The sequence below is a fragment of the Thiothrix subterranea genome (genome assembly GCF_016772315.1).
In the GTDB taxonomy this organism is placed as follows: Bacteria; Pseudomonadota; Gammaproteobacteria; order Thiotrichales; family Thiotrichaceae; genus Thiothrix; species Thiothrix subterranea.
This window is the reverse complement of the sequence record NZ_CP053482.1, coordinates 187,793-210,864: the sequence shown is the minus strand read 5'-3', so window position 1 is coordinate 210,864 and position 23,072 is coordinate 187,793. Positions and strand designations below refer to the sequence as shown.

Sequence of the window (23,072 nt, the reverse complement as noted above, 5' to 3'; positions counted from 1 at the left end):
CTATGACTGAATTGTAGAAGTTATTGGTTGCGATTACCCATAAACCTTAGCATTTTACTAGGAATTAGCGGTGCGTGTTTCTAAGCGTACAGCCAACATGTGTTCACATGGCCCTTGATTCAGCTTATTCTGAATGTAGAAGTGGCAAGAACATTTGGCTTCTACCAGTCGCATATCCGCATCCAGCGTGATTTCTGGCTGGTAAGTGTGTGCATTGTCGATGACCTCACCGCACACTAGTTGCCGTCCATTCTGCTGCGCTTCTCGCACCACCACCGTCACCAAACCCGCTTTACGGAAATTATCTGCCTTGGCTTCGCGCTCATTGCTGAAACGCAGTTTATCCATTGGCAACGGGTCTTTGCTGAGTTCGCGGATGCGGTACACATCCTTATCCATGTCGTACAGCACGCGCCCGTATTGCGAATAAATCCCCAATGCGGATTTAACCGTCAGCACATCCAACCCTAAGCGCAATGCCAGCGAAGTCACACTTTCTTGCCAAGTGGTCTGCAATGCCGCAAACACGCGCTCGGCGGTGACGCTATCGACTTCGCCACGCGGAGCCATCAGGTCGAAATTGCCCATGCGCGAAAAATCATTGGCACTCCAACCGGACAAACCCAAGGTAAAGGTCATGTGTTCCATTTCCGCGACCCAGAAACTCGGCAAACCCGAACCCAACAGACTCACGCGGAAATGCTTCACGATAGGCAGCAAGCGTTCCAGGATGAACAAACGCCGCCGTCCCCAAATCCGTACTTCCTGCGCCGTATTGCCCGTGTAAACACTGCGCGGACACGTCAAGGTTTCGCCCCACGGATCAAACTTCACCTGAATCGGCTGATCCGGTGTCAGGCAAAACCGTAACGAACGCGGGCCTGTCTTTTCTTTATGCCGCTTCAAAAACAGCAAGATATTGTACATATCCATCGGGTGCAGCGTGAATTCGGTAAACGGCAAGCTCATCGCCGAACTGACTTGCAGGAAACCACGTACCCAACTGTCGGGCAGGTCGATTTTCTCCTCCTTGAAGTCGTCGCTCAGGTCGGTTTTGACCTCAAAGCCCGACGGATCAATCACAAATTCGGTGCGTTTGTAATCGCGGATTTTCTGAAACTCCTGATACAACTCATGCGAATAGTCGATATTGGTCGTGCCGTAAGCGTGTTCGCGTACATTCTTAAACACTTCGTAACGGCAACTCAGTTTGCCGTAACTCGATTCGTCCTGCGAAAAGCATTCAAAGAAAAGGCTGTCAGGGTGAACGGTAATCACCGGGTCGAGTACAAACCACGCATCCATATCGTTTTTGTACAAATACTGGAAATACTTGGAACGTGCCGTGTAGAACGGCGACAAAACGGCACTTTCAGCGTGCTGCACTTCGCGCATTTGCTGGCGTAATTCATCCAGTTGCGCTTTGATTTGCCCCTGTTTTGCCATTGCTTCCGCTAAAAACACATCTTCTTGCGCTTTCAGCCACGCTTTGTAATCGGATTTGTCTTTGGGCTGGAAACTCATATCCGACACTACCACCTGATGCAGCGCGGACATGGCTTCGCGGAAGGGGATGTGTTGCCCTAAATCCGCTGCAAAAAACGTCGGGTTACGCAATACATCCGGCACGAATGCCATGCTGGTTTCACGGCTAGTGTTCGAGACTTGCGAGTTGCCGTGGTATTTGCGGGAAAATTCCATCAGTAAGCCCTCACTGCGGGTGCGATGACGTGAACCGGGGTTTGTTGGATGCCGTAGCGGTTTTGCAATTCAAACAAGGTCTTGATGTAACGTGCTTTATCGGCAATCACGCGGCTCAGGGATTGGTCGGCAAACAATGCCGCCACCATGCGAGCCACTTGCTCATCCTTGCCGGATTCGCTGAACAGGAAGGCAATTACCCGATCTTTCACCAAACGCCCACGATTCACCTGCGACAAAACCGTATTGAAATAGCCTTGCAATTTGAGGATGGTGTCGGGCTTGCCACTGGCGTATTGCTGCAAGAAATTCGACACGAACAACTGCACGTTATTGGCAGGGTGTTGGCTCAATTGCAGCAAATAGGTTTCACCTTCGCCGTGTTCAAAGCCGCGCAACACCAGTTCGCGTCCAAATTGCTGTACATCATGGTAGACCTGATCACAAACTGCCACCACGCGTTCGCTTGTCCAAAAGTCCGCCTCAAACGCCGCAAACAGCGCAATCGCTTGGGTGCGGGTATCATCCCAACGGTTATCCAGAATCCGCACGGCTTCGGCGAATTGCTCCGTCACCCGTGCGGAATCGGCTTGCAACGCTGCCATTGCCCACGTTCGCACTTGCAAGGTGGGGATTTTGGTAAACATCGCCAACTGCTTGACTGAAAACGCGCCAGCAGGGTGGGCTGGCAAGATCAATGCCCCGGCACGTTCCGCTAATTTGCTTTTCGCCGTCAGCAGCCGCCACAGCAAGTTCTGGTCAATCTCGGCGTGAATCGGCGCAACTGCTTGCACAATCGCCAGCATATCGTCGCTGTAACCTTCGACAGGTTCGGATTTGAATAGCACGGGCAAAATGTGGGCGAAAATGTCTTTCTGGAACTCGGTATCCTTGATTGATAACACCGCCAGCCGCGCACCACGGCGCAATTCAGCATTTTCATCGGTCAGCGCATTGAACAGCAGCACGCGGTATTCGCGTTTTTCGGCATCACTCAATTTGCCAATCAGCGCAATACCCAAGGCTTGTAGCGCAGGTTCGGGACGAGCCAATAACAGCGGCAACAGCGTATGGTTGTTGGGCATCGCGTAAACGTAATTCTTGGCGAACAACTGCACATCATCATGCGGTGAAAGCAGTAAGTTCAGCAATAAATCTGGTTGTTGCGCAAAATGCTCCGGTGTCAAGTTCGCCAAGCCATGATGACGAATGGCGGCAAACTGCGCGTTCAATAGCGCGAATACCACCTCGGTTTGTTGCAAGCTGCCTTGCAAATGTTCCAACGCCAGCAGCGCGGTATTTTCGTAAGGGCGCACCACCAGCTCCAACCACGTTGCTTGCGTTTGCTCCTGCAAGAAGGCAGTTTGCGGTTGCAGGCGACGGTAGGCAAAGTCGTTCACCATTGCGGCTTTACAGTGGCGCAGGATGTAGAGCAAATCCTGACCCGCATACGCCCACAGTGTGGCAAACGCTTCTGGCTGGTTGGCTTCGGTGGAACGGTTTTCCTGCAAAAACCATGCACCCTTGTAGTCTTGTTCGTATAAGTGGCTGTGACGGTGCAGGATGAAATTCATTGCCACCAAGTCGGGGAAATGAATCAGTTGTTTTTTCGGGGTACGTTGTGCCACGGGGGATGCATCGTCCGCTAATATCAGAATTTCCCGAGCCAGTCGCAAATAATCACTGGGGGAAAACTTACCTAAGTTGCGCAAATGGCGCACGGTACGGCGGCGTAAATAGCGTTTACTTTGTTGGGTGAAACTGGGATTTTCTTCGCGCCAGCTTTGCCGTCTGCCATCGTCTGGCGTGGTTTCCAGCCGATGATTCAGCACGGCTAAGGCTTCGTGATCATCCAAAAACTCTGCCATTTTGTAGAGCTTGCGGAACGATGCCGTAAACGATTGGTTGACTGGCGCATGTTGGATGGCGGTGAACGCCACCGCACGTTTGTCCGGCTCAATGCTGGCCAGCGCGTACAAACTCACCACCTGCTGGCTGTAATGTTCCAGCAATTGTTCTTTGGGTTGGAGGGCTTCCTGACGTAAATCAGCAAAGCGATCCATGAACAGGCGGCGCACATGATAGGCCAACGAGGTGTCGTATTTGCTGCGGATGGCGGCATCAATGTCGTGTTGGTAGCCATAGAACCAGCGGTCTACGTTGATTTTACGCACAACGCGGTTGACCACATCGTGATACGCATGGTGGGTGTGTAGGATGGCATAGCATTGCTGCAAACGTTCTGCGGATACCTCTTGCTGGCGTTTGCTTTGCAGCTCGTAGTAGTTGATCACTCGCTGCCACAAGCTATTGAGATTTTTTACTTTGCCGGTGGCTTTCAAGGCATTTTGCAGATTGCGTTTGGAGTCGCCCCACAGGTATTGCACATTGCCTTCGTTGGCGCGGGCAATATTCCACGTATCGTTTGCTAACACGGTTTCCAGATTCATGCCTGCCAACAGTTGAATATACAGGTCGAAATCGGCTTGGTATTCGTGCTTTTTCTGATCCAGCAGCGCGTTATAGTGGTAACGCAATACATCCATAATCGCGGGTTCGAGTTCCGGCACGGCGGCTTTGTTCGCTTGAATCGTAGCGTAACTGGCAGCATCGACACGCAGTTGCATGAAATCCTGATCGGCATCTGCCAATACGGTTTGGCTTAACGCCTGTTCGATGGCGGCATTCAACCCGTGCCAATGCAGCACTTGCTGGATGTATGCACGATCTTCCTTGTTCACACGGTCGAAAGACATCGCGGCGTAATGGTCGAAGGCTTGGATGGCTTCGATGGCTTGTACGGCATCCAGCGTTTGGTCGAGTTGAGGTAAGCAACTTTCCGCTGGTTGCCCCACTTGCAAACACGCAAATTGATAGAGATGCGCGGGGATTTTGTCTTGGAGCTGCTGCAATACGGCGAACGCGGCAGGGTCACGGGTGCGCCCCGCTGCCCATGCGATGCTGTAATACGTCATCGCGTCGTCTTTGGCTTTGGCAGGCAGATTGGCGAGCAGCGCTTGCAGTGCGGCGGTTAGGTCGGGAATGCGCAATTCGCCCGCTTTCCACACGCTGCGGCTCAGGCTGTAGCCGTCAATCGTCATCGTGTCGCTCTCGGCGAATTTTTGCAGGCGTTCGAGGATTTGCTGGTCGCGGCTTTGGGCTTTTTTGCCTTTGCGCGTCGCGGCGGCAGGTTGTGCGGCGGCACTTGCGCCGATGGTTTCGCCCGTCACGGGGTTGTAGCCCATCAGCACTTGGTAGCCTTTGTTCATCTTGCTGACCAGCAGGCTGTCGGCGACTTTTTTGGCTTTGGCGGAATCGACGGGCGCGGCGGTTTTGCTGCCTTCGGTCAAGGGCTTGCCGGAACGTCCGTAGCGGAAATTGACCAAATAGCTGTCATCGGCGGCTTCCACAATGTCAACTTCGTACACTTTGTCGGACGAGCCATCCTGAAAGCGTAGGGTAGTACGGCGAATCAGTTTCATGATTTACCTCTCAGTAATGACATTAGTGTGGATACCAAGCCTTGCGGTTGGCTAGGGTGCGGCGTAACAGGCAAGAGAACATCTGCCGGAAACGGTATCCCCAAGGCTTGTTGGACTTCGATAATCACGTCGCGGTGTTGAAGCGTATCATCCAGCGTCGGGGCTGGTTTCATGGGGGCAACGTGCATCGCGTCCAGCGGTAACTTGCCTTGTGCGGCACGTTCGCGGAATTGCGTATTGCTGAACTTCATTGCCACGTTGGGTTTGCCGTGTTTTTGCTGGATGGCGGCAATCTGCTCCAGAAACCGGCTACCTTTTTCGGGGTTCACCATGCGCACGTAATGCGCGTAACTTTTGATGCTGGCCAGAATGTTGTAGCCGTTGCCCCAGCTTTTGTCGCCGTAGCCGTCTTTGTCGATTTGGAACAGCAAAGCGCGAAATTGCTTGAGCTTTTTGTTATCGACCGACAGGTGTTGGTTGACCACAATGCCGGTGACTTCCTGCTTGCTGCCCTGTTTCATGATGCGGGTTTTGTCGGGGTGGACGTTGAAACCTTCCGCTGTCACCGTGGCTTTTGCACCGTATAACAGGGCGGGAACGGCGGCAGTATCCGTGCCGGAAAACGTCAAATCGTCGGCGTAACGGGTGTAGGCAAAACCGTGTTTGGTCGCCAAGCCTTGCAAGCGTTTATCCAAAGTGCGGCAAATCACGTTGCTCAAGGCGGGGCTGGTGGGTGCGCCTTGTGGCAAGCGGCGGCTGGTGCTGTTGAGGTAATAGCGTTGCCCGTCCATTTCCACGGTTTGCGTATCGGCTTCGGAACACAGCAGTGCGAGTAAAGACGCAACTTCGTTGTTGTAGCCAAGTTGCGCAAACGTGCCTTTGATGCGGGGATAGGTGACGGTGGGGAAAAAGTCTTTCAGATCCATATTGATCACGACTTTTTGCGCTAAATGCGGCTGGGCATTGCTGACAATGCTGCGCCCTGTGACGAAACCGTGCGCTTGATCGGTAAGTTCCAGCGGTTGCAGGATGTTGCCCAACACCCAGTATTGCAGGCGTTTCAAGCGCGGCATCGGCGCGGAAATCAGGCGTGTGCCGCCGGACTTTTTCTGCATCGCAAAATGTTGGTAGTGGCACACCCGTGAGACTTGATTGCTGTAGGTCAGAAAACGCAATTCGTTGAGGGTAATGCCCATGCCTGCGGCGAGTTCGGCGGCATTGGAATAGACGGGTAAACCTAGGCGGTTGAGGCGTTCTGCGTCGGACACGTCGTCGGCGGCGGCGGGTCTGAATCCGGCAGCATCACCGAGGTAATGGATGTGGTTTTGCTGCTTTTCGTGCCAAGCCTGTGCGCGTTGGTAACGGTCGACTTCACGTTTGACCTTGGTATCAATGCGCTGCTGACGCGCTGCTGCCATGCGTTCTTGGTGGATGGCTTTGAGTGCGGCTTTGGGGTCGGTAATTTGCGACGATAAGGCATTGATTTGACGTTGTAAATCCCCACGGCGTTTGATCAGGGATTCTGCCAGCGTCGGCTGTGCGTCTTCCTTCCAGTAGCCCAAGCGTTGCATCTCGCTGAGGATGTATTCATCCTTGGAGGTTTCTTTAATCTTGTCGTAGAGTTGCTGGCGGGTGAGTTGGCTCATGCAAATCCCTGATTTTCTATTATTTTTAATAAAATAGCCGACACGAAGTCGGCTATTGGGCAGTAAATACCTTCGTTCATCCAGAAGATCAGCTTGCTACACTCGATGCGGGGACGACTAGTAGTGCGATATTGGTTTCCTAGAAACGCAATGCAATTCGCACTACTAGTCAGTCCCCGCCCTAGTAAAGAGCAAGCTGATGTCGCTTTGACAGGCTTTTTGCGCGAACAGCGATCCACTGTTCAAGTTGCAAGGGTTCATTTACTGTGGGATTAATATAATAAAATTAATTTATTTGGTCAAATCTGGGCGGATGAACGGGCATTGCGCATAATCACAATGGCGTGAATAGGCAATACGCGCCATAATCGTGCCACTATCGTTACTGATTCGCGCCACGGACAACACGCATGATTTCAAAGCAAACCTTAATACACGAGAGTTTTCCCGCGCATATCCCGCTCTCTGCCGATAGCCGCGATATTCTGGTGTACATCAATCAAGCGCTTTCGGCACGTAAACCGATTGGTTATCAGCGGGATTTCCTCGACAGTTATCAGCCCAACCGTAGTGCTTACTTGCCCGAATCGTTGCGGCGGCAATTGCACAAAATGGGCAATACGGGCGTAAGTACGCGCCCAGCGGGTACGTATGGACGGGCGATTCTCAACCGCTTGCTGATTGATTTGTCGTGGGCATCCAGCCATTTGGAAGGCAACACTTATTCGCGTTTGGATACCCGCGCTTTGATTGAACAAGGCACGGTCGCGGCTGGCAAAGCGGTAACTGAAACGCAGATGATCCTGAACCACAAGGCGGCGATTGAATTGCTGATCGACAATATCAGTACCGCCGGTTTTAACCGCTATACCGTCATGAATTTACACAGTGCGCTCGCGGAAAACTTGTTAGCCAATCCGGCGGATGAGGGGCGTTTGCGCCAACATTTGGTGGAAATCAGCCACAGTACGTTTCGCCCCTTGGATGTCCCGCCACAGATTGCTATCCAGTTTGATCAGGTGTTGGATAAAGCGAATCAGATCCGTGACCCGTTTGAACAGGCATTTTTCGTGATGGTGCATCTGCCTTATTTGCAACCCTTTGCGGATGTGAATAAGCGCACCTCGCGATTGGCTGCCAATCTGCCACTGTTGCAGCATAACCTTTGCCCGTTGACCTTTTTAGATGTGCCAGAAGCGGCTTACAGCCAAGCTGTTTTGGGTGTTTACGAGATGACCCGCGTGGAATTGCTGCGGGATGTATTCGTGTGGGCGTATGAGCGTTCAACCCAAGAATACATTGCGCTTAAACAAAATCTGGCTGAACCCGACCCGCTACGGCTGCGCTATCGGGAGCTGATTAAACGTGTGATTCGGGAAGTGGTGCTTGCGCCCAACACTGACCCGCTAGACATGATCCGCCAAGCCGTGCAAACGGTTGAGGTGGCGGAACGTGAGGAAGTGCAAGCCTTGCTGATTGAAGAATTGCGGCGGCTGCATGAGGGCGTGTTAGCGCGTTATGGACTGCGACCTTCGGAGTGGGAACGGTGGTCTAGTGCGCGGTAGAGACGCAAGATTTTGCGTCTCTACGTCTGTGGTCAGTTACTACGATTACTGCGCGAAAGCCTGTTTCGCCGCCCGCACCGCAACACCGCTATTAATCTGCGCATCCATCCCCGACAGCACCGCATCCAACGCGCCCAAACAATTCAGCACGTTCTTCTCATTGCTGGCAAAGCCCATCAAGCCAATGCGCCAGATTTTGCCTGCCAATGCGCCCAAGCCCGCCCCGATTTCCAGACTGTAATCGTTGAGCAGGGCAGTACGCACCGCCGCTTCATCCACACCTTCAGGCAGCGTGACGGAGTTCAGTTGTGGCAAGCGGTAAGCTTCATCGACGACGAAACGTAAGCCCATCGCTTCGATCCCCGCTTTCAAGGCTTGATGGTTACGCGCATGACGCGCCCATGAATTTTCCAAGCCTTCCTCTTGCAACATCACCAGCGATTCGTGCAGCGCGTACAACGTGTTGACCGCAGCGGTGTGATGGTAAGCGCGTTTGCCCGTGCCGCCCCAGTAAGCCATGACCAGATTCATATCCATGAACCAGCTTTGCACGGGGGTTTTGCGGTTTTTGATGCGTTCAATCGCCCGATCACCGAAGCTTACCGGGGAAATGCCGGGGACGCATGATAGGCATTTTTGCGTACCGGAATAAATCGCGTCGATTTCCCACTCATCCACTTTCAGCGGCGTGCCTGCCAGTGAAGTGACCGCATCCACGATGGTCAAACAGCCGTAATCGTGTGCCAGTTTCACCAGCGTTTGTGCGTCAGATTGAGCACCTGTGGAAGTTTCCGCATGAACAAACGCCACGACTTTAGCATCAGGATTCGCTTTCAAAGCCGCTTCAACTTTGTTCGGGTCAACCGGCTTGCCCCAGTCATCCATCACCATGATCGCGGTTGCGCCGCAACGCTCGACGTTTTCTTTCATACGCCCGCCGAACACACCGTTTTGGCAAACGATGACCTTATCACCCGGCTCGACCAGATTCACAAAGCAGGTTTCCATACCCGCTGAACCGGGCGCAGACACCGCCATCGTCAGCGCGTTTTTGGTTTGGAAAGCGTATTGCAGCATTGCTTTCACTTCGTCCATCATGCCCACGAACATCGGGTCAAGATGCCCCAACGTCGGGCGAGCCATTGCCCCCAGAACACGCGGGCTAACGTCGGAAGGGCCAGGTCCCATGAGGGTACGAACGGGTGGGTGGAAAGATTTCACGGTCATGCGTCTAAGTTCTCTACTGAATGAGGTAAAACCTCAATCATACTATGGAAAAATAACAGGGCAAATGTAGGGTAATCGCGTTACGCAGCACTGAGCAAGCCATACACCTCCGCCAACGCCTCATCCCCGCCCACATTGCCGGGGAAAATCACCACCGGCAGTGTAGGAAAGCGCGGATGATCATCGGGGCAGATCACCACCGAACACCCCGCCCGAATTTGCCCCAGTACCCGTGCGGTACGCAATGCCAAGCCTTTGCTCAAGGTATCGTTCGAGGTAATCCCGCCCTTGCTGATTAAAAAGCCAATGTCCGCAGGCAAGTGTTGCACCAAGCGCACCAAAAACGCAGCCACCTGATCCCCAAACGCCAGCCGTTCCGCTTTGCTGGCAAACTGCTTTTCGGCGCGACTGGTGTATAACACCACGCCACGATTCTGCTGATTCGCCGCCTGCAACTGCGCTTGCAAATCCGCAAATAAAGCGGCCTCATCCGCCACCAATTGCTCAAGGTCGATATGCAGCGGCAATACATCGGTATGCGCCAGCAAATACTGCAATTGCAGGGTGGATTTGCCGACGTGCGACCCCATCAGCACCACACCCGCCTTGCCATTGCGTACAAATTGCGCCATTGCTGCCGGAGCAACAGGTTGTGGGGGCAGGGCGGCAAACGCGGTCAGCAAACTTGCGGCACTGCGAAACAGAAACCGCTTGCCGGTCTGTGCCGCCGCCAACACTTGCTGCGCAAACTGATCCAAGTCGCTTTGCTGTTCCGCATCCACCACGCAACACACATTGTCGTGTAACGCCTGCAAACGCCCGCCAATATCACCGCGCACGTCGTGCAAACTGAAACGTTGCACCGCGCTGGCGGGAATGCGTCCGCCGGTTTTTTCCGCGACATAATCCGGCAAAAAGGCGGTGCTGAACCCAAACACCGAATCCTTGGCAAACTCGGTGTCATGCACGGGAACAGGCTCGCCATCCACCAGCAAATAATGTGTACCGTCGCGGGTAATGCGTCCGCCTTCAAAAAACGCAGGGACAAGGAAATGCGCATCAAACGGCCCCAGTTCAGCCGCGATCACATCGGTTTCCACCGGATAATGCCCGCGCAAGGTCGAATCCGAACGGCTAACCACCACGGGTTGAATCATCACACCCGCGTCCGCTGCTTGCGCCAAGGCTTCCCGCAAGTTGACGCAAATTTCCCGAGTCACGCTTGCCGCACTCGCCGCATCCATCCCGCGTGTATTGCTCAGCACGAAAAACAGCGGTGCATCATCGTGCAAGGCTTCCAGCAAAGTGGCGACATCCCAGCGGGTGAGCAGCAGGCAACTGTGTACCGTTTGCGAACCCGTCGGATCGTCGTCGATGGCAATGATTTTGGTGAGCGGCGCGTTATTCATGTGCCTCACCTACCATGCCGAGCGCACACGCGGTGAGCTTATCCGCCGTAATGCCGTTGTAAGCCATGAGTTCGTTGGCGCTGGCGGTGGTTTCGCCGCGTTGCCAGCCGAACAGGTCACGCTTGGGCGCACGGCTGCGCAACAACACGGATTCGAGCGCAATCGTGCCGCCGCCGCTAACCCCGATCAGCGCATCGCCATCAAACAGCCCGTGGAAATCGGTATCGCTCATGAATGCGCCATCCGCCTCGGAACTGTGTTGCCAAGCGACATCGGCAGCCCGGTACAAGCGGCGTGGATTGGCAACGCACACAATGCGTACCCGATAGCCCGCCGCTTCCAGCTTGTCTTTTGCTTCAAATACCGGCTGGTAAATCATGTCGCCCGTGACCGCAAACACGATGGTTTCCCAACTGCTATCCCGCGATTCATACAGCGTGACCGCGCCTTGTTCAATTGCAGCGTTGGCTTGCGAAGGCGTGGTGTACACCGTCAGCGGCGATTTGGAGGCAATAATGCTGATGTTTTTATTGACCTGTTCCACCGCCCAGCCGTAAGCCGCTTGGATCATATTGGCATCCGCCGGATACAGCAGGTACACGTTGCCGTTGCGCATTTGTCCGCCGATATAGTTTTCGATTTCGGGGCGTTGGTGCGTCCAGCCGTTGCGCCCTTGCTCCAACGCACCAGCGGTAAACATGGTCACGACGGCTGGAGTTTTGCGGCGCAATTCTGCCATTGCCTGACCGACGGTTTGCACGATCGGCCAGCCGTTGATGGCGAAACTTTCATACGATAACCACAGCGAACGTCCACCAAACAGTGCCAAGGCAGCGGCGAATCCGGCGCAAGCGTCTTCGTTGAGCGGTTCGTACACTTGCCCCGTCGGGCTTTGGTTGTAGAGCGGGTCAACGGTCGGGTGGCGGATTTTCAAGACATCGTTGATGATTTTCATGTTCGAGGCTTCGTTGCCATCGGCATTGGTGACGACGAACAGCGGGTCACGCTTGCCGAGTTCCGCGACCATCTGCCCCATCGCGGTCGCGGGTACGGCTTTATCACCGACCGCGAAATCTTGCCGTGGCAAGTGGCTGGCATCAGGCAGAGCGCGTTCAAATTCGGTCACGACCGTGCGGCTGGCAGAACCGCCACCGGCACGTTGCATCGTGGTGCGTACCAATTCCCACGCGGCGGGGGTGAGTGCGCCTTTTTCCAGTGCCGCCGCAATCGCGGGTTTTTGCACTGTGTCGCCGGGGTAAAGGTTGTGCGATTTTGCGCCGTGGATGTGAATGCCTGAACCTTTGATTTGCTTGATAATCAGCACCGACATCGTGCCGTTCATCGCGCTATCGGCGGCGGCTTTTGCCCCTTCCAAGACGGCACGGGTGAAGGCAGTTCGCGCCGCATCGCTGAACAGGGTGCTATCCACATACGCGCCTTCCTGCCCTGCGTCGTCGAAATCTTTCGCGTCGATCAGCACCACATTGCCGAAATCGTGCGCTTTCCAGTAGTCCCGCATTTGCGCATTGCTCATCAGCGACACCATCGAATGGTGTTCCTGACTGAAGCCGTTCCATACCAAGACCGGCAAGAAATTGGTCACATCGGGGTAGCTGGTGTGGAAGTGTTTGAATGCCGACAAAATGTACGGTTCGCCCAAACCGCCGTCGCCGATGGTGCAGGGGAACAGCTTGTCGCGATTCAAGTACGCGCCCGCCATCGCAAAATGTTGCCCTTGACCCAAGGGGCCAGCGGGAGCGAGCAAGCCCGGAATCGCGCCGGATAAATGCCCCAACAAGCCGTCACGTTCGCGGAAACGGGCTTGCAAATCGTTCATGGTATGAATGCCCATGTCTTCCAGCGAGCCGTCGAGGAACATCGCGCTGTAGAAACCGGGCGCATGATGCCCCACTTCCGTGACGATATTGGTATGCCCCAACAGCACCAACGCCGCGTAAGCATCGGCAGAACTGGCAAAGCCGCCGGGATGCCCGGATTCTTTCGAGGCGCACAATTGCAGCGTGGTATAGCGCAAGGCATCAACGATTAAGCGGCATTGGTAAACGGCTTGGTCGTTGATTGCGGTGATCGCGGTTTGATTAGGGGCAATCGCGGAACTCGCGCCGTATTGCGTGAACGCGCTGGATGGTGCGCCGAAATGCAAGATGCCTTCGCAGAAAGTGGGTGCAGTCATGGTCGTGTCTCCTGAATGTGTTGCTATGGGCTAACAATAAGCGTCCTGGTGATTTATCGCAATACGGTATAGTTTCCACATTGTGGGAAATTGTTCTATACTACTGCCATGAAAGCAGAAACCGACACCACCCGTATCCAAGTCATCGACCGCGCCGCCGCGTTGCTCGATGCCATCGCCCGTTACCCTGAGCCGATCAGCCTGAAAGTGTTGAGCGCGGAAACGGGGTTACACACTTCCACCGCGCACCGCATCCTCAGTTCCTTGATCGACAATCGGTTTGTGGAACGTGACCCGGCGGGGCGTTACCGGCTGGGGATTCACTTGTTGCAATTAGGGGTGCGTTTGCACAATAAGATCGACTTGCGTTCGGTGGCGTTGCCCTACATGGAAGCCTTGCGTGATCAATTGAACGAGTCGGTCAACCTCACTTTGCGCGAAGGCGATGTGGTGGTGTACATCGAAAAAGCCACGCCGAACCGCATGATGCATGTGCAACAAGTGGTCGGCAGCCGTGCGCCGCTGCACGTTACCGCCGTCGGCAAGCTGATGTTGGGGGTGGGCAGTGATGACGATATTCGCAGCTACGCGCAGCGCACCAATTTACCCGCGTATACCCGCAACACGCTTTCGACCTTACCGCAATTGCTGAGCGTTTGCCAGCAAGCGGCGCAACAGGGCTACGCGCTGGATAATGAAGAGGCGGAAATCGGCGTAGGGTGCATCGGTGTGTTGATTTATGACAGCACGGGCAGGGCAGTGGCGGGTCTGTCGGTATCTGCCCCGATGGAGCGGCGGCAGATGGCGTGGGTGGAGGCGGTGCAGGCGGCGGGGAAGGCGATTTCGGCGCAGTTGGGGGGCGTGTAAACCCCTAGTGCTGTGATCGCAGCGCTATTACTTGCTCCAAGCTTAAGCTGGTAATACGTGCAACGTCTTCTTCTGGAATCACACCCAGCGTTAACAATTGACGAGCAATCTCTTGTGCTTTTTTTAACTCGCCTTTTTCGATGCCTTGTTCGATCCCTTGTTCAAGACCCGCTCGTACTCCCCAGCGGTAGGAGGCAAATTTTGTTACATCGACTTCAGTTAACATTTTTTCAGCCTCTTCTAAATAAGGTTGTAGATCACGGTTTTCAGCCAAGGTTTCGAGCATTTCAAAGTAGTTGCGGAAACCGCTTTCGTCTTCGCCCATCAGCTCGCGTAAGCGCAGCACGATGTAATTGACCATTTCTTGTTCGGGGCGACCTTTGAAGTCGCATAAAATGGCGAGAACCAGCGCGTCCGGTGTGTCTTGCGTGAGCAATAAACTGCAATCCACGGTGTGCATATCCAGCAGTTCATAGCGGTAGGTGAAAGCGCGTGCCTGAAAATGATCGGGCATGGTGAGGCGCTCTTTGCCTATGTAAATTAAGTGCTGGTGTACACTTTCCTGTGGGTGAGCGAGCTGAATATCAGTGAAATAACGCAACATGCGTAAAGGCATCGCCGTGTCATTCTGGTTTTGAATTTCGATATGCAAGATAAACGGTGTATCGTCGGCTTTGCTGCGCATCCGCGCCACTAGGTCGGCACGGCGCTGTTCGACGCGCTGCTGTTCGGTATCCAGTAGCTCCACATCTTGCGCATCTACATTCAAATTGAGTAATAGATTGGCAATATCGGCGGCTAAATGACCCAGTACGGATTTGCTGATGATGTCTTTATTTCCCATACGGGGGATTATAGCAATGAAGTGAGGGGAGAGGTTGCCTTAATACAACGCCGCACACTCTTTCTCCATGCCCTCATCCACCGCCACCGCGTGCAAATGACACCCAAAATGCTTGGCACGTTCCATCACCTGCACTGCCCAATGGTGATGCGTCGCGGGTTCGCACATCGCGCCTTCAAACTGGAATACCGCAGGCATGGCATCATCCAAAATCCGCAACGCCGCTTCGTAATCACGGCTATCCACTTTCAACGCCTGATGGATCACCGCAATCTGGCTAGGGTGAATCACCGTTTTACCCACCAAACCATGCAGCAAATCGCGCTGGAATTCGGCTTGCAAGACGGTGTGATCCTGAAAATATTCAAACACGGGCGCGGTCAAGTGAAAACCTGCTGGAGCAAAATGCGTCACCAGCATTGCCACGACATACCCCAACGGGCCATCGTATAAGGTATGGGCATGGTGAGTACGCAAGCGTAAGCACGACAACAAATCGTTACCGCCAATCCGTAATGCTAATATCCGCGACTTAATCCCGTCATCTTGCAAGCGTTCGCACAATTCGCGCACTGCCAATGCATCCAACACTTGTGCGGTTTCCAGCGTCGGCATAAACAGCAAATGCGCGGGCGCAGCTTGCACCACCGCATACCACGCTGCAAACGACTGGTTATCAAACTTGGGCAGCACAAAGCCGTCAATGCACTCAATGCCTTGCATCGCCAATAGCTTGTGCGCCATCTGGGGATGACGCGGGCGAATAAATACCAGCGGTACGCCGCGCTCTTGCCCGCGCAGTTCGTGCAAACAGTGTTGCAGGTTAGTCAAGCTGGCAGCGACTTCATCTTCGCGCACCGCGTCTTCGAGGCAAATCACCATCGAGCGCAGATCGGGGATTTTCTGCCGTAAAATCACCTCCAGCAAATCGGGGCGTGTTGCTGGCATGTATAAGGTTGCGCCTAACTGGTAAGGAGAAATTCGTGTGGTCATGTGGTCTTCTTGATTATGGTTATCGCACGGTATGGCGCAAGCCCATCCCCAACCGCTTGCAGGGTAATACCCCGCGATTCGGCAAGATGGCGTAATAAGCGGATATTCGGGTCATCGAGGCGCTGCACCAAAATGTGTTCTGGCACGCGCCGCATGACCGCACGGGTGGCTTCCGCAATCCCCGGTTTCAAGCGGTTAAGGTTGGTAATGTCATAGGTTTCAACTAGTTGTGCAATGGTAGCTTGTGATTGCGCCAGCAGGGTGTGGCGCAACGCATCCGCCCAATCTGCCGCCGCGACACCCTGTTGACGACGACGGCAAGCATCCACGGTATCGACAAACCATTGGCTAACATCGTATTCCGCCAAATGCGCGTAATTGACGCAAGCGTGCCAGCCGCCATCCTCGCGTAAAATCGAGCGCGACACCAAGCCGGAAACGGTAGAGCCTAAAACGCCAAATGGAATCAGCCAATCTTCCCCGGATGCTGCCAGCCACGCCTTGCCGGTCGGGTCAGCCAACACCACCAAGGGAATCTCACTGTCAGGGTAACGTTTACCTAGCGAACGTTGTAATTCGCCATGAATTGCGCCTTTGCCGACCCAGCCATCGACCCACACAATGTCAGCGAAGGCATGGCGTTGCTCGATCCAATCCACCGCTGCTTGGTCGATGCCTTTGTCCCGCACAATGCTGATGCCGTAATGCTCACTTTCCACACCCAACTCGCGCAAGGCACGTACCAGCAATACGCCCAACGGCACACCCGCCCGCACGAAACTGACCAGCACAATCGGGCGATTTGGGCGACGTTGTTGCAAGGCCAGTGCCAAGGCTTGCACTTCGCGGGCAAGGCGTTCCAGCCCATCATCCAGTGCTTGCTCGAACAAGGCTTGATGCGCAGCCGATGGCGGCGATTCCAACGTCAGCATTTCGGAATAATGGCGTTGCCCGCTTTGAATCAGGCGTTCCTTTTCCTCCACGGGCGTGGTTTCCATCACGATTTGCCGCAACAGAAACGTGACATCGCTGGCAGCATACGAGCCGTGAAAGCCTTGGGTTTCGCTCATGGTAACTGCCTGCAAATTTGCGTGTTGGGCGGGAAGGCGGCGAAATCACACAGGCGCATAAATCCCAAATCGGACACGCTATCGCCCATGCCGAATACCGGAGTACGCCCGTGTTCAGCCGTATGCCGCCGCAGAATTTCCGCTGCTGCTGCGCGTTTATTGACGAAATCGGGCAGCAGTGCGAGGTTGTTGCCATTCATGTGGGTGTAGAAGCCTTGCAAGTTAAGGGTTTCACGTAAGGCGTGCAGCAGTTGTTGGAGGTCTGTTGCGCTGGCGGTATTGCTTTTGACCACCAGATACGCCGCGCTGTCTTCTACCGATTCCAGCCAGCCGCGTAAAGATAACCCCAGCGTTTCACCTGTTTGCAGCGCGATTGCCAACATATCTGGTAGGCGGTCTTGGTAAGCGGCAAGTTGCGGTTGGATGTGTGAATGCCATGCTGCATCCACCTGACCATCGGGGGTCAGGATAGCCGCACCGTGGACGCACACCGCCCCATGTTGGAAGGGCAAGTGGACACGTTTGAAAGAGGTAATTCCCCGCGCCGTCACCGGAATCACGGTCATGCAGTCCAGTGCCCAGTGGATGAAATCGTGTTGCCAAGGGTGCATAAAGCTCCCGCTGTCGCTGGTTTTGCCTTGCGCGGCGGGGATTTTATCCGCATCCGCTGGCATTTTGCGGGCAGTCTGAAATAGCGTGTCATCCAAATCGGTGAGTAATAAGGGCTTCACGGGTAGAACTCCACACAGGTGGGGTTCAAGACGTTGATTAGCTCTTTATCCAGCAAATGCGCGGGCGGCTCGCTGCACAATAGGATGCGGTCGTAATTTTCAGGCACGACGTTGTAGAGGAAGTTGGCAATGCCTTGCCCGTAATTGTCGTGCAAGCAATAGCGGTGTTGGATGCTGTGACCCAAGGCAATGGGGGAGCGGGTGGTGGCGCTGAAATGCACGGTTGCGCCTTGTTGTTCTAGGTGTTCTGCGAGTAAGAAGGGTGGCCAGACGAATTCGCCTGTACCGAGGACTAGGATGCGTTCGCAGGGCGTGACGTTTATGTTGAAGTTAGAAACCCGATGTTTGCGAACACCCAAACGTCCCCAATCATTGGCAGGATTGGCGTGCCATTCGCCCGTACCCAAAACATCGACTTGCGGCATTTCTGGCGGCGGCGCGTCGTTGGCTTGCCAATCCCAACGCCCTGACAGCAGTGAAACGGCAATGGCGCGTTCGCCCAGCCGTTCGGCGGCAGCACCGCCCGACCAGTCGGTGAGGGTGGCGGCGACGATGTGTTCAAACTGATCCAGTCCGGCGCGTTGCAAGGCTTCCAGCAAGTTGGCAAAGGTTTTGCCTGTGGAGGCTTCGTCATCGACCAACACTAAAGTACGTGCCGTGCGTAGCAATTCGACATCGGCGGCGTGTTGCGGCAGATGCAGTACTTGCTGGGTGGCGTGGCTGTGTTCTTCGCGGAATTCGACCAAAATCGGCAAGTTCAGCGGGTGGCGCGTGGTGCAAAGGTACAGCGTGTCGTCGCGGCTGCGGCTGAGGGCTTGTTGCACACCCGCACCCATAGCAATCGCGGTTTCTGCCATGCCGATGACGACGACTGGCCCCGGCAAGTCAGCGGGGATTTGCGCGGCAAGGGTATCCGTGGCGTTGCGCATGACCGCTGGCGATACCGGAATGTGTCTGCCCAACACTTTGGAGACAAACAGAAAAGCGCGTTTCGGGTTGCGGCGTTGCGCAAAGCCGAAGAGTTCATCCGGCGAATGTGTGCCAGATTCGATGGTCAGGTTGAGCGTGCCCTGTTCGAGGGCGACATTGATTTGCATGAAAAATCCGTTGGTAGTTATTTAGCTGGCGCATTCTACACGCCAGATGGCATTTTGGGTTTGCGTCACCATTTGCGCGGCTGATAGCGTTTGCGCACTGCTTTGTAGCTGGTATTGGATATTAGCCGCTTCCATTAATGCAATCGCCAAACTGTGACGGATGGCAAAATTCATGTTCTGCGCGTGCGTAAACGTGGACGACACCACGCCTAATACTGCGCCCGTTTCATCCAGTAAGGGACTGCCGCTAGAACCGGGCTGGATCGGTGCGGTGAATTGCAGCAGGCGAATGTCATTGTGCGCCCCAAACAGGCCGGAAATAACGCCTTGCGTGACTTGAATGCCGCTGCCCATCAAGCCTGCCAGTGGATAGCCCAGCGTGGTAATGCTTTGTGCCAAACCTACGCCGCTGCTGCGGAACGGGAGTGGTTGCAGATGACTGGGGCTTGCTACCCGCAACAAGGCCAGATCGTTGGTACTGTCGCTGATAATGGGTTCGGCATCGAGATTGCCTTGCAGGGAGCTGAGGCGGATACGGCTTGCGCCGTCTGCCACATGTGCGTTGGTCATGAACACATTGGGGGCAACCAGAAACGCTGTGCCTGTCCAATTACCGGGCTGACATTCGGGGTTGTTTGGGGTGTTGAAGGGTGAGCTTTCATCCATCTCCATGCCCATTCTGCGCCCCAAAGCAGCAAGCCCGTAGGCGGAGGTTTCTGCCAGAGCACGTACTTTCCATTGCCCCGCTCGCTGGTAAAATTCGGCGGCAATCAGCGCGGAGGCTTGCATGTCCTCTAATGCAATGCTGTGGCTGAAAACGGCATCCATTTGCACACTGACATTGCTGCCGACATTTACCGGCCCGCGTGCGCCATAGCGGTACAGCACCACGCACAAGCGGGTAATGTTGGGGTTGGATAACACACTGGTATCCAATGTCAGGGAGTAGCTCGTGCCTGCGTCATTCAGCTTGGCGCTTGCCCATTCGGTGGCATTGGCATGGGCTAATTGCGGGGGAATGACTAACTGTTTGGCTTCATTCACCGGCAACACAGCCAGCCCTAAATCGTGGCGGATGTCGTGCGGAAAGGTGAGGGCGACTGTCCAGCGGTTGCCGGTCAGTGGCAGGTTTGCTCCTAGGGGTAAATTCATCATAATTATTGTTACCGAGCTGGATGATTATGCGCAGCATGATAGCAAGAATTGAGGTGAAAATGCCTGAAATTATTGCGGCGAATCGGGCATACTAACGCGGGTCATCATTACTACAATTCTAAACAGGGCATACCATGCGTATTTGGTTCAACAAAACATTTTCCAGCATTACCTCGGTGTTCAATAACCTTCGCCAAGCGGGTGTCACCATCGTTTCAACGCATACCAATCCGGCTGCTTCCGTCTTTTTGGCAGCCGATGAAGCGATGCATGAACCGCCCGGTTTGGTCGGGGCCGCTTATCTGGATTGGTGTTTGAGCTTTTGCCAACAGCATCAGATTGATTATTTCTGGCCTGCCAAAGAGGCGGTGTTGCTGGTGCGTCATCAAGCCGATTTTGCGCAAATCGGAACGCAGTTGATTGCAGTGGCATCCCCGGAAACACTGAAGTTATTGCACAATAAAGGCGAGTTTTACCGCACCTTGCCACCCAGTGTGGCACTGACAATGGCGTGTATCGCGGTGACGGATAGCAACGGTTTTGATCAGGCAGTGGCAGAGCTTTCACGCCAGCACGCAGCTTTGTGCGTGAAACCCGCCGAGTCGGTATTTGGCTTAGGATTTCGCATTCTGGACACGCAGCGCGACAGCATTACGCATTTGCTGGAAGGGGTGGAATACGAAATCCCGCTGGCAGAATTACGCGCAGGCATGGCACACACGCCGACATTCCCCGAATTGCTGGTGATGGAACATTTACCCGGTGAAGAATGGAGCGTGGACTGTGCGGGGCGTAACGGGCAGTTGTTATGCGCGATTCAACGCAAAAAATATCCACAAGCAGGATACGGGCAGGAAATCGACAATAACGCCGCTATTCAAGGCATGGTCGAACGTTTGACCGTGTATTACGGCTTGAACGGCTTATTCAATATTCAGTTCAAAGCGAACGCAGCGGGCGAGCCGCGTTTGCTGGAAATCAACCCGCGTCCTTCCGGTGGCTTTGGTATGGCGTGTCTGGCTGGCGTGAATCTGGCTGAGGTTTTCCTGCAAAGCTTGCAAGGGGAAACCCTGAGCATCGCACCGCTGCGTTACGGTTTGCGAGTCAGCGAAGTCAGTACCCCCGTGGTATTGCAACCGTTAGGCTGAAATAACCTGACAATTCTGGGTGAGTGTTGCTTGCATTTGGGCGACTCTCTAAGATGTTGTCATTCAACAATACAAAAGGATGAAGATTCTCATGGCTGTAAGTTTAAGCAAAGGTCAACGTATTTCGCTGGAAAAAACCGGCGGCGGTGGCTTGAGTAAAGTACGCATGGGCTTGGGCTGGGATCCGGCAGAAGCACCGAAAAAAAGCGGTTTCTTTGGTAGCATGTTTGGCGGTGGCGCTGCGGCAGACATTGACTTGGATGCTTCCTGCCTGTTGCTGGATGCGCAAAAGAACCTGCTTGACGTAGTATGGTTCCGTCAATTGGAAAGCCGTGACGGTTCAATTCGCCACTCCGGTGACAATCTGACCGGCGAAGGTTCGGGCGATGATGAAGTGATTTTCGTCGATTTGACCCGTTTACCGGGCAATGTGGCGTATCTGGCGTTCACCGTCTGCTCGTTCCGTGGGCAAACCTTCAATGAAGTCGGCGGCGCATTCTGCCGTTTGGTGGATGACAGCAACAATACCGAAATGGCGAAATTCAACCTGTCCGACAAAGGCGCACACACGGGTGTGGTTATGGCGATTGTGAGCCGTAACGGTGCAGGCTGGGAGATGAAAGCGGTTGGCACACCGACGGCAGGTGCAGTCGCCAACGACATGATGCCTGCGGTATTGGCAGCACTCTAGGAGTAACGCGATGTCAGTGACCCAACTGGTGGCTGGGGCGAATTGCCCTGTACCTCGTGAAAAACTGCACGTTGAAGTCCTGCTATCGCCTGTCCAAGTCAATGGGGCAGAGGTGGATATTTCCGCCTTTGTCCTGACCGCTACCGGCAAAGTACGCGGCGATGATGACATGGTGTTTTACGGGCAACCGCGCCCCGGCAATGGCAGTGTGGCGTTTGTCGGCAACAGTGCTGGTCGTGCTGAATTCGCCGTCGATTTGCCGAATGTTTTGGCAGGCACGGAAAAAATAGCGTTCACCGCCACCATTCACGAAAACCGCACCAATTTCGGCGCATTCACCAGTTTGCAAGTCACCGTGAAAAATGTGGCGGGGCAAGCGGTATTGCAAGCTACCTTGCCTGCTAAGGGCATGGTCGAATCGGCACTGATTCTGGGCGAATTGTACCTGCGCCAAGGGCAGTGGAAATTCCGCGCAGTTGGGCAAGGTTTCGCGGGCGGCTTAAAACCGTTGGCGGAACATTTCGGGGTGGAAATCAGTGATCCCACACCAGCGGCGGCTCCACCAGTACCGCCTCCGCCTGCACCCGCGAAAAAGCCGATTTCCCTGAGCAAAGTGACGCTGGATAAAGCCAAGCCGCGTGTCAGTCTGGAAAAAAAGACCGAAGGCTTCGGAGAAATTCGTATCAACCTGAACTGGAATCGTGGTCAAGCACCGGCTGCGAAAAGTGGCGGTTTGCTTGGCGGCTTATTCGGCGGCGGTAGCAATAAAGGCATGGATCTGGATGTCGGTTGTTTGTACGAACAGCGCGACGGCACGATTAGCGCGATTCAAGCCCTCGGCAACCGCTTTGGTTCGTTCCGCAGTGACCCGTATATCGAACTCAAAGGCGATGACCGCACGGGCGCGATTTCGGAAGGCGAATGGTTGCACATCAACGGGCAACAGTGGCAAACCTTCAAGCGGATTCTGGTGTATGCCTTTATCTACGAAGGTGCGCCCAATTGGGCACAAACCGATGGTGTTGTCACCATCTATGTGCCGAATGAACCCCCGTTAGAAATTCGCTTGACCGAAGGCAGCAATTCGCTAGGCATGTGTGCAGTCGTCTTGCTGGAAAATGTTAATGGTGAATTGCAAGTTAACCGTGAGGTGCGTTATTTCCGTGGGCATCAGGAAATGGATCAAGCCTACCATTGGGGTTTAAACTGGCGGGCAGGTTCAAAATAAGTGTTAGAATAAAAGGAGTGTGAG

17 protein-coding genes are annotated in these 23,072 nt (G+C 54.4%); 5 read left to right on the top strand and 12 right to left on the bottom strand.

The genetic code is table 11. The features are described from left to right. Window positions 1–57: 57 nt before the first annotated feature. The 3 genes from HMY34_RS00965 to HMY34_RS00955 are packed head-to-tail and all read right to left on the bottom strand — an operon-like array spanning window position 58 to window position 6,829. Window positions 58–1,701, bottom strand: coding sequence for an SWIM zinc finger family protein (locus tag HMY34_RS00965; RefSeq protein WP_202717307.1), 1,644 nt, complete (start codon window positions 1,699–1,701; stop codon window positions 58–60). Beyond that, a complete protein-coding gene (locus tag HMY34_RS00960) occupies window positions 1,701–5,183 on the bottom strand; it encodes a hypothetical protein (protein ID WP_202717306.1) in 3,483 nt (1,160 codons plus the stop codon). Before HMY34_RS00960 ends, HMY34_RS00965 begins: the two co-directional genes overlap by 1 nt. After that, window positions 5,180–6,829: a reverse transcriptase family protein gene (locus tag HMY34_RS00955; RefSeq protein ID WP_202717305.1), complete on the bottom strand. Its 1,650-nt coding sequence runs from the start codon at window positions 6,827–6,829 to the stop codon at window positions 5,180–5,182. Before HMY34_RS00955 ends, HMY34_RS00960 begins: the two co-directional genes overlap by 4 nt. A 410-nt stretch (window positions 6,830–7,239) precedes the next feature. On the opposite strand from HMY34_RS00955, the gene HMY34_RS00950 reads away from it, so the two are divergent. Next, complete coding sequence (locus tag HMY34_RS00950; protein WP_202717304.1) at window positions 7,240–8,394, top strand: Fic family protein; 1,155 nt, start codon at window positions 7,240–7,242, stop codon at window positions 8,392–8,394. Between the two features lie 45 nt (window positions 8,395–8,439). Here the strand turns inward: HMY34_RS00950 and HMY34_RS00945 are convergent, their stop codons facing one another. The 3 genes from HMY34_RS00945 to HMY34_RS00935 form a co-directional block, all read right to left on the bottom strand. Continuing rightward, on the bottom strand, window positions 8,440–9,621 hold the full coding sequence (locus HMY34_RS00945; RefSeq protein ID WP_202717303.1) for a pyridoxal-phosphate-dependent aminotransferase family protein: 1,182 nt from the start codon (window positions 9,619–9,621) through the stop codon (window positions 8,440–8,442). Between the two features lie 80 nt (window positions 9,622–9,701). Then, entirely contained in the window at window positions 9,702–11,030 is a 1,329-nt protein-coding gene (locus tag HMY34_RS00940; RefSeq protein WP_202717302.1) for a four-carbon acid sugar kinase family protein, read from the bottom strand. Beyond that, the gene (locus HMY34_RS00935) at window positions 11,023–13,224 is read right to left on the bottom strand and encodes a phosphoketolase family protein (protein WP_202717301.1); all 2,202 of its coding nucleotides are present in this window, start codon (window positions 13,222–13,224) and stop codon (window positions 11,023–11,025) included. The genes HMY34_RS00940 and HMY34_RS00935 overlap by 8 nt, the downstream gene beginning before the upstream one ends. Window positions 13,225–13,332: 108 nt before the next feature. Between HMY34_RS00935 and HMY34_RS00930 the strand changes: the two genes are divergently transcribed. After that, a complete protein-coding gene (locus HMY34_RS00930; RefSeq protein ID WP_202717300.1) occupies window positions 13,333–14,091 on the top strand; it encodes an IclR family transcriptional regulator in 759 nt (252 codons plus the stop codon). A gap of 4 nt (window positions 14,092–14,095) precedes the next feature. On the opposite strand, the gene HMY34_RS00925 is transcribed toward HMY34_RS00930, so the two are convergent. Genes HMY34_RS00925 through HMY34_RS00900 form a run of 6 tightly spaced genes read right to left on the bottom strand, consistent with a single transcriptional unit; the run spans window position 14,096 to window position 19,981 of the window. Further along, on the bottom strand, window positions 14,096–14,935 hold the full coding sequence (locus HMY34_RS00925) for an RpnC/YadD family protein (RefSeq protein ID WP_202717299.1): 840 nt from the start codon (window positions 14,933–14,935) through the stop codon (window positions 14,096–14,098). Between the two features lie 39 nt (window positions 14,936–14,974). Beyond that, the gene (locus HMY34_RS00920; protein WP_202717298.1) at window positions 14,975–15,928 is read right to left on the bottom strand and encodes an HpcH/HpaI aldolase/citrate lyase family protein; all 954 of its coding nucleotides are present in this window, start codon (window positions 15,926–15,928) and stop codon (window positions 14,975–14,977) included. Further along, entirely contained in the window at window positions 15,925–16,998 is a 1,074-nt protein-coding gene (locus HMY34_RS00915) for a cysteine protease StiP domain-containing protein (protein ID WP_202717297.1), read from the bottom strand. Before HMY34_RS00915 ends, HMY34_RS00920 begins: the two co-directional genes overlap by 4 nt. Beyond that, on the bottom strand, window positions 16,995–17,729 hold the full coding sequence (locus HMY34_RS00910; RefSeq protein ID WP_202717296.1) for an HAD family hydrolase: 735 nt from the start codon (window positions 17,727–17,729) through the stop codon (window positions 16,995–16,997). Before HMY34_RS00910 ends, HMY34_RS00915 begins: the two co-directional genes overlap by 4 nt. Next, on the bottom strand, window positions 17,726–18,826 hold the full coding sequence (locus HMY34_RS00905; RefSeq protein ID WP_202717295.1) for a phosphoribosyltransferase domain-containing protein: 1,101 nt from the start codon (window positions 18,824–18,826) through the stop codon (window positions 17,726–17,728). Before HMY34_RS00905 ends, HMY34_RS00910 begins: the two co-directional genes overlap by 4 nt. Window positions 18,827–18,847: 21 nt before the next feature. Beyond that, on the bottom strand, window positions 18,848–19,981 hold the full coding sequence (locus HMY34_RS00900; RefSeq protein WP_228287944.1) for a trypsin-like peptidase domain-containing protein: 1,134 nt from the start codon (window positions 19,979–19,981) through the stop codon (window positions 18,848–18,850). A gap of 134 nt (window positions 19,982–20,115) precedes the next feature. On the opposite strand from HMY34_RS00900, the gene HMY34_RS00895 reads away from it, so the two are divergent. The 3 genes from HMY34_RS00895 (at window position 20,116) to HMY34_RS00885 (ending at window position 23,048) form a co-directional block, all read left to right on the top strand. Then, window positions 20,116–21,129, top strand: coding sequence for an ATP-grasp domain-containing protein (locus tag HMY34_RS00895; protein WP_202717294.1), 1,014 nt, complete (start codon window positions 20,116–20,118; stop codon window positions 21,127–21,129). Window positions 21,130–21,220: 91 nt separating this feature from the next. Then, window positions 21,221–21,820 carry a TerD family protein gene (locus HMY34_RS00890; protein ID WP_202717293.1) on the top strand — a complete coding sequence of 200 codons (600 nt, stop codon included), beginning with the start codon at window positions 21,221–21,223 and terminating at the stop codon, window positions 21,818–21,820. Window positions 21,821–21,830: 10 nt separating this feature from the next. Beyond that, window positions 21,831–23,048: a TerD family protein gene (locus tag HMY34_RS00885; protein ID WP_202717292.1), complete on the top strand. Its 1,218-nt coding sequence runs from the start codon at window positions 21,831–21,833 to the stop codon at window positions 23,046–23,048. Window positions 23,049–23,072: the final 24 nt, after the last annotated feature.

Excerpts from the sequence above, each read along its gene's own strand:
- HMY34_RS00900 (WP_228287944.1), bottom strand. The coding sequence starts at position 19,981 with ATGATGAATTTACCCCTAGGAGCAAACCTGCCACTGACCGGCAACCGC.
- HMY34_RS00950 (WP_202717304.1), top strand. The coding sequence starts at position 7,240 with ATGATTTCAAAGCAAACCTTAATACACGAGAGTTTTCCCGCGCATATC.
- HMY34_RS00885 (WP_202717292.1), top strand. The coding sequence starts at position 21,831 with ATGTCAGTGACCCAACTGGTGGCTGGGGCGAATTGCCCTGTACCTCGT.
- HMY34_RS00895 (WP_202717294.1), top strand. The coding sequence starts at position 20,116 with ATGCGTATTTGGTTCAACAAAACATTTTCCAGCATTACCTCGGTGTTC.
- HMY34_RS00925 (WP_202717299.1), bottom strand. The coding sequence starts at position 14,935 with ATGGGAAATAAAGACATCATCAGCAAATCCGTACTGGGTCATTTAGCC.
- HMY34_RS00905 (WP_202717295.1), bottom strand. The coding sequence starts at position 18,826 with ATGCAAATCAATGTCGCCCTCGAACAGGGCACGCTCAACCTGACCATC.
- HMY34_RS00915 (WP_202717297.1), bottom strand. The coding sequence starts at position 16,998 with ATGAGCGAAACCCAAGGCTTTCACGGCTCGTATGCTGCCAGCGATGTC.
- HMY34_RS00960 (WP_202717306.1), bottom strand. The coding sequence starts at position 5,183 with ATGAAACTGATTCGCCGTACTACCCTACGCTTTCAGGATGGCTCGTCC.
- HMY34_RS00930 (WP_202717300.1), top strand. The coding sequence starts at position 13,333 with ATGAAAGCAGAAACCGACACCACCCGTATCCAAGTCATCGACCGCGCC.
- HMY34_RS00945 (WP_202717303.1), bottom strand. The coding sequence starts at position 9,621 with ATGACCGTGAAATCTTTCCACCCACCCGTTCGTACCCTCATGGGACCT.
- HMY34_RS00935 (WP_202717301.1), bottom strand. The coding sequence starts at position 13,224 with ATGACTGCACCCACTTTCTGCGAAGGCATCTTGCATTTCGGCGCACCA.
- HMY34_RS00955 (WP_202717305.1), bottom strand. The coding sequence starts at position 6,829 with ATGAGCCAACTCACCCGCCAGCAACTCTACGACAAGATTAAAGAAACC.
- HMY34_RS00965 (WP_202717307.1), bottom strand. The coding sequence starts at position 1,701 with ATGGAATTTTCCCGCAAATACCACGGCAACTCGCAAGTCTCGAACACT.
- HMY34_RS00940 (WP_202717302.1), bottom strand. The coding sequence starts at position 11,030 with ATGAATAACGCGCCGCTCACCAAAATCATTGCCATCGACGACGATCCG.
- HMY34_RS00920 (WP_202717298.1), bottom strand. The coding sequence starts at position 15,928 with ATGACCACACGAATTTCTCCTTACCAGTTAGGCGCAACCTTATACATG.
- HMY34_RS00890 (WP_202717293.1), top strand. The coding sequence starts at position 21,221 with ATGGCTGTAAGTTTAAGCAAAGGTCAACGTATTTCGCTGGAAAAAACC.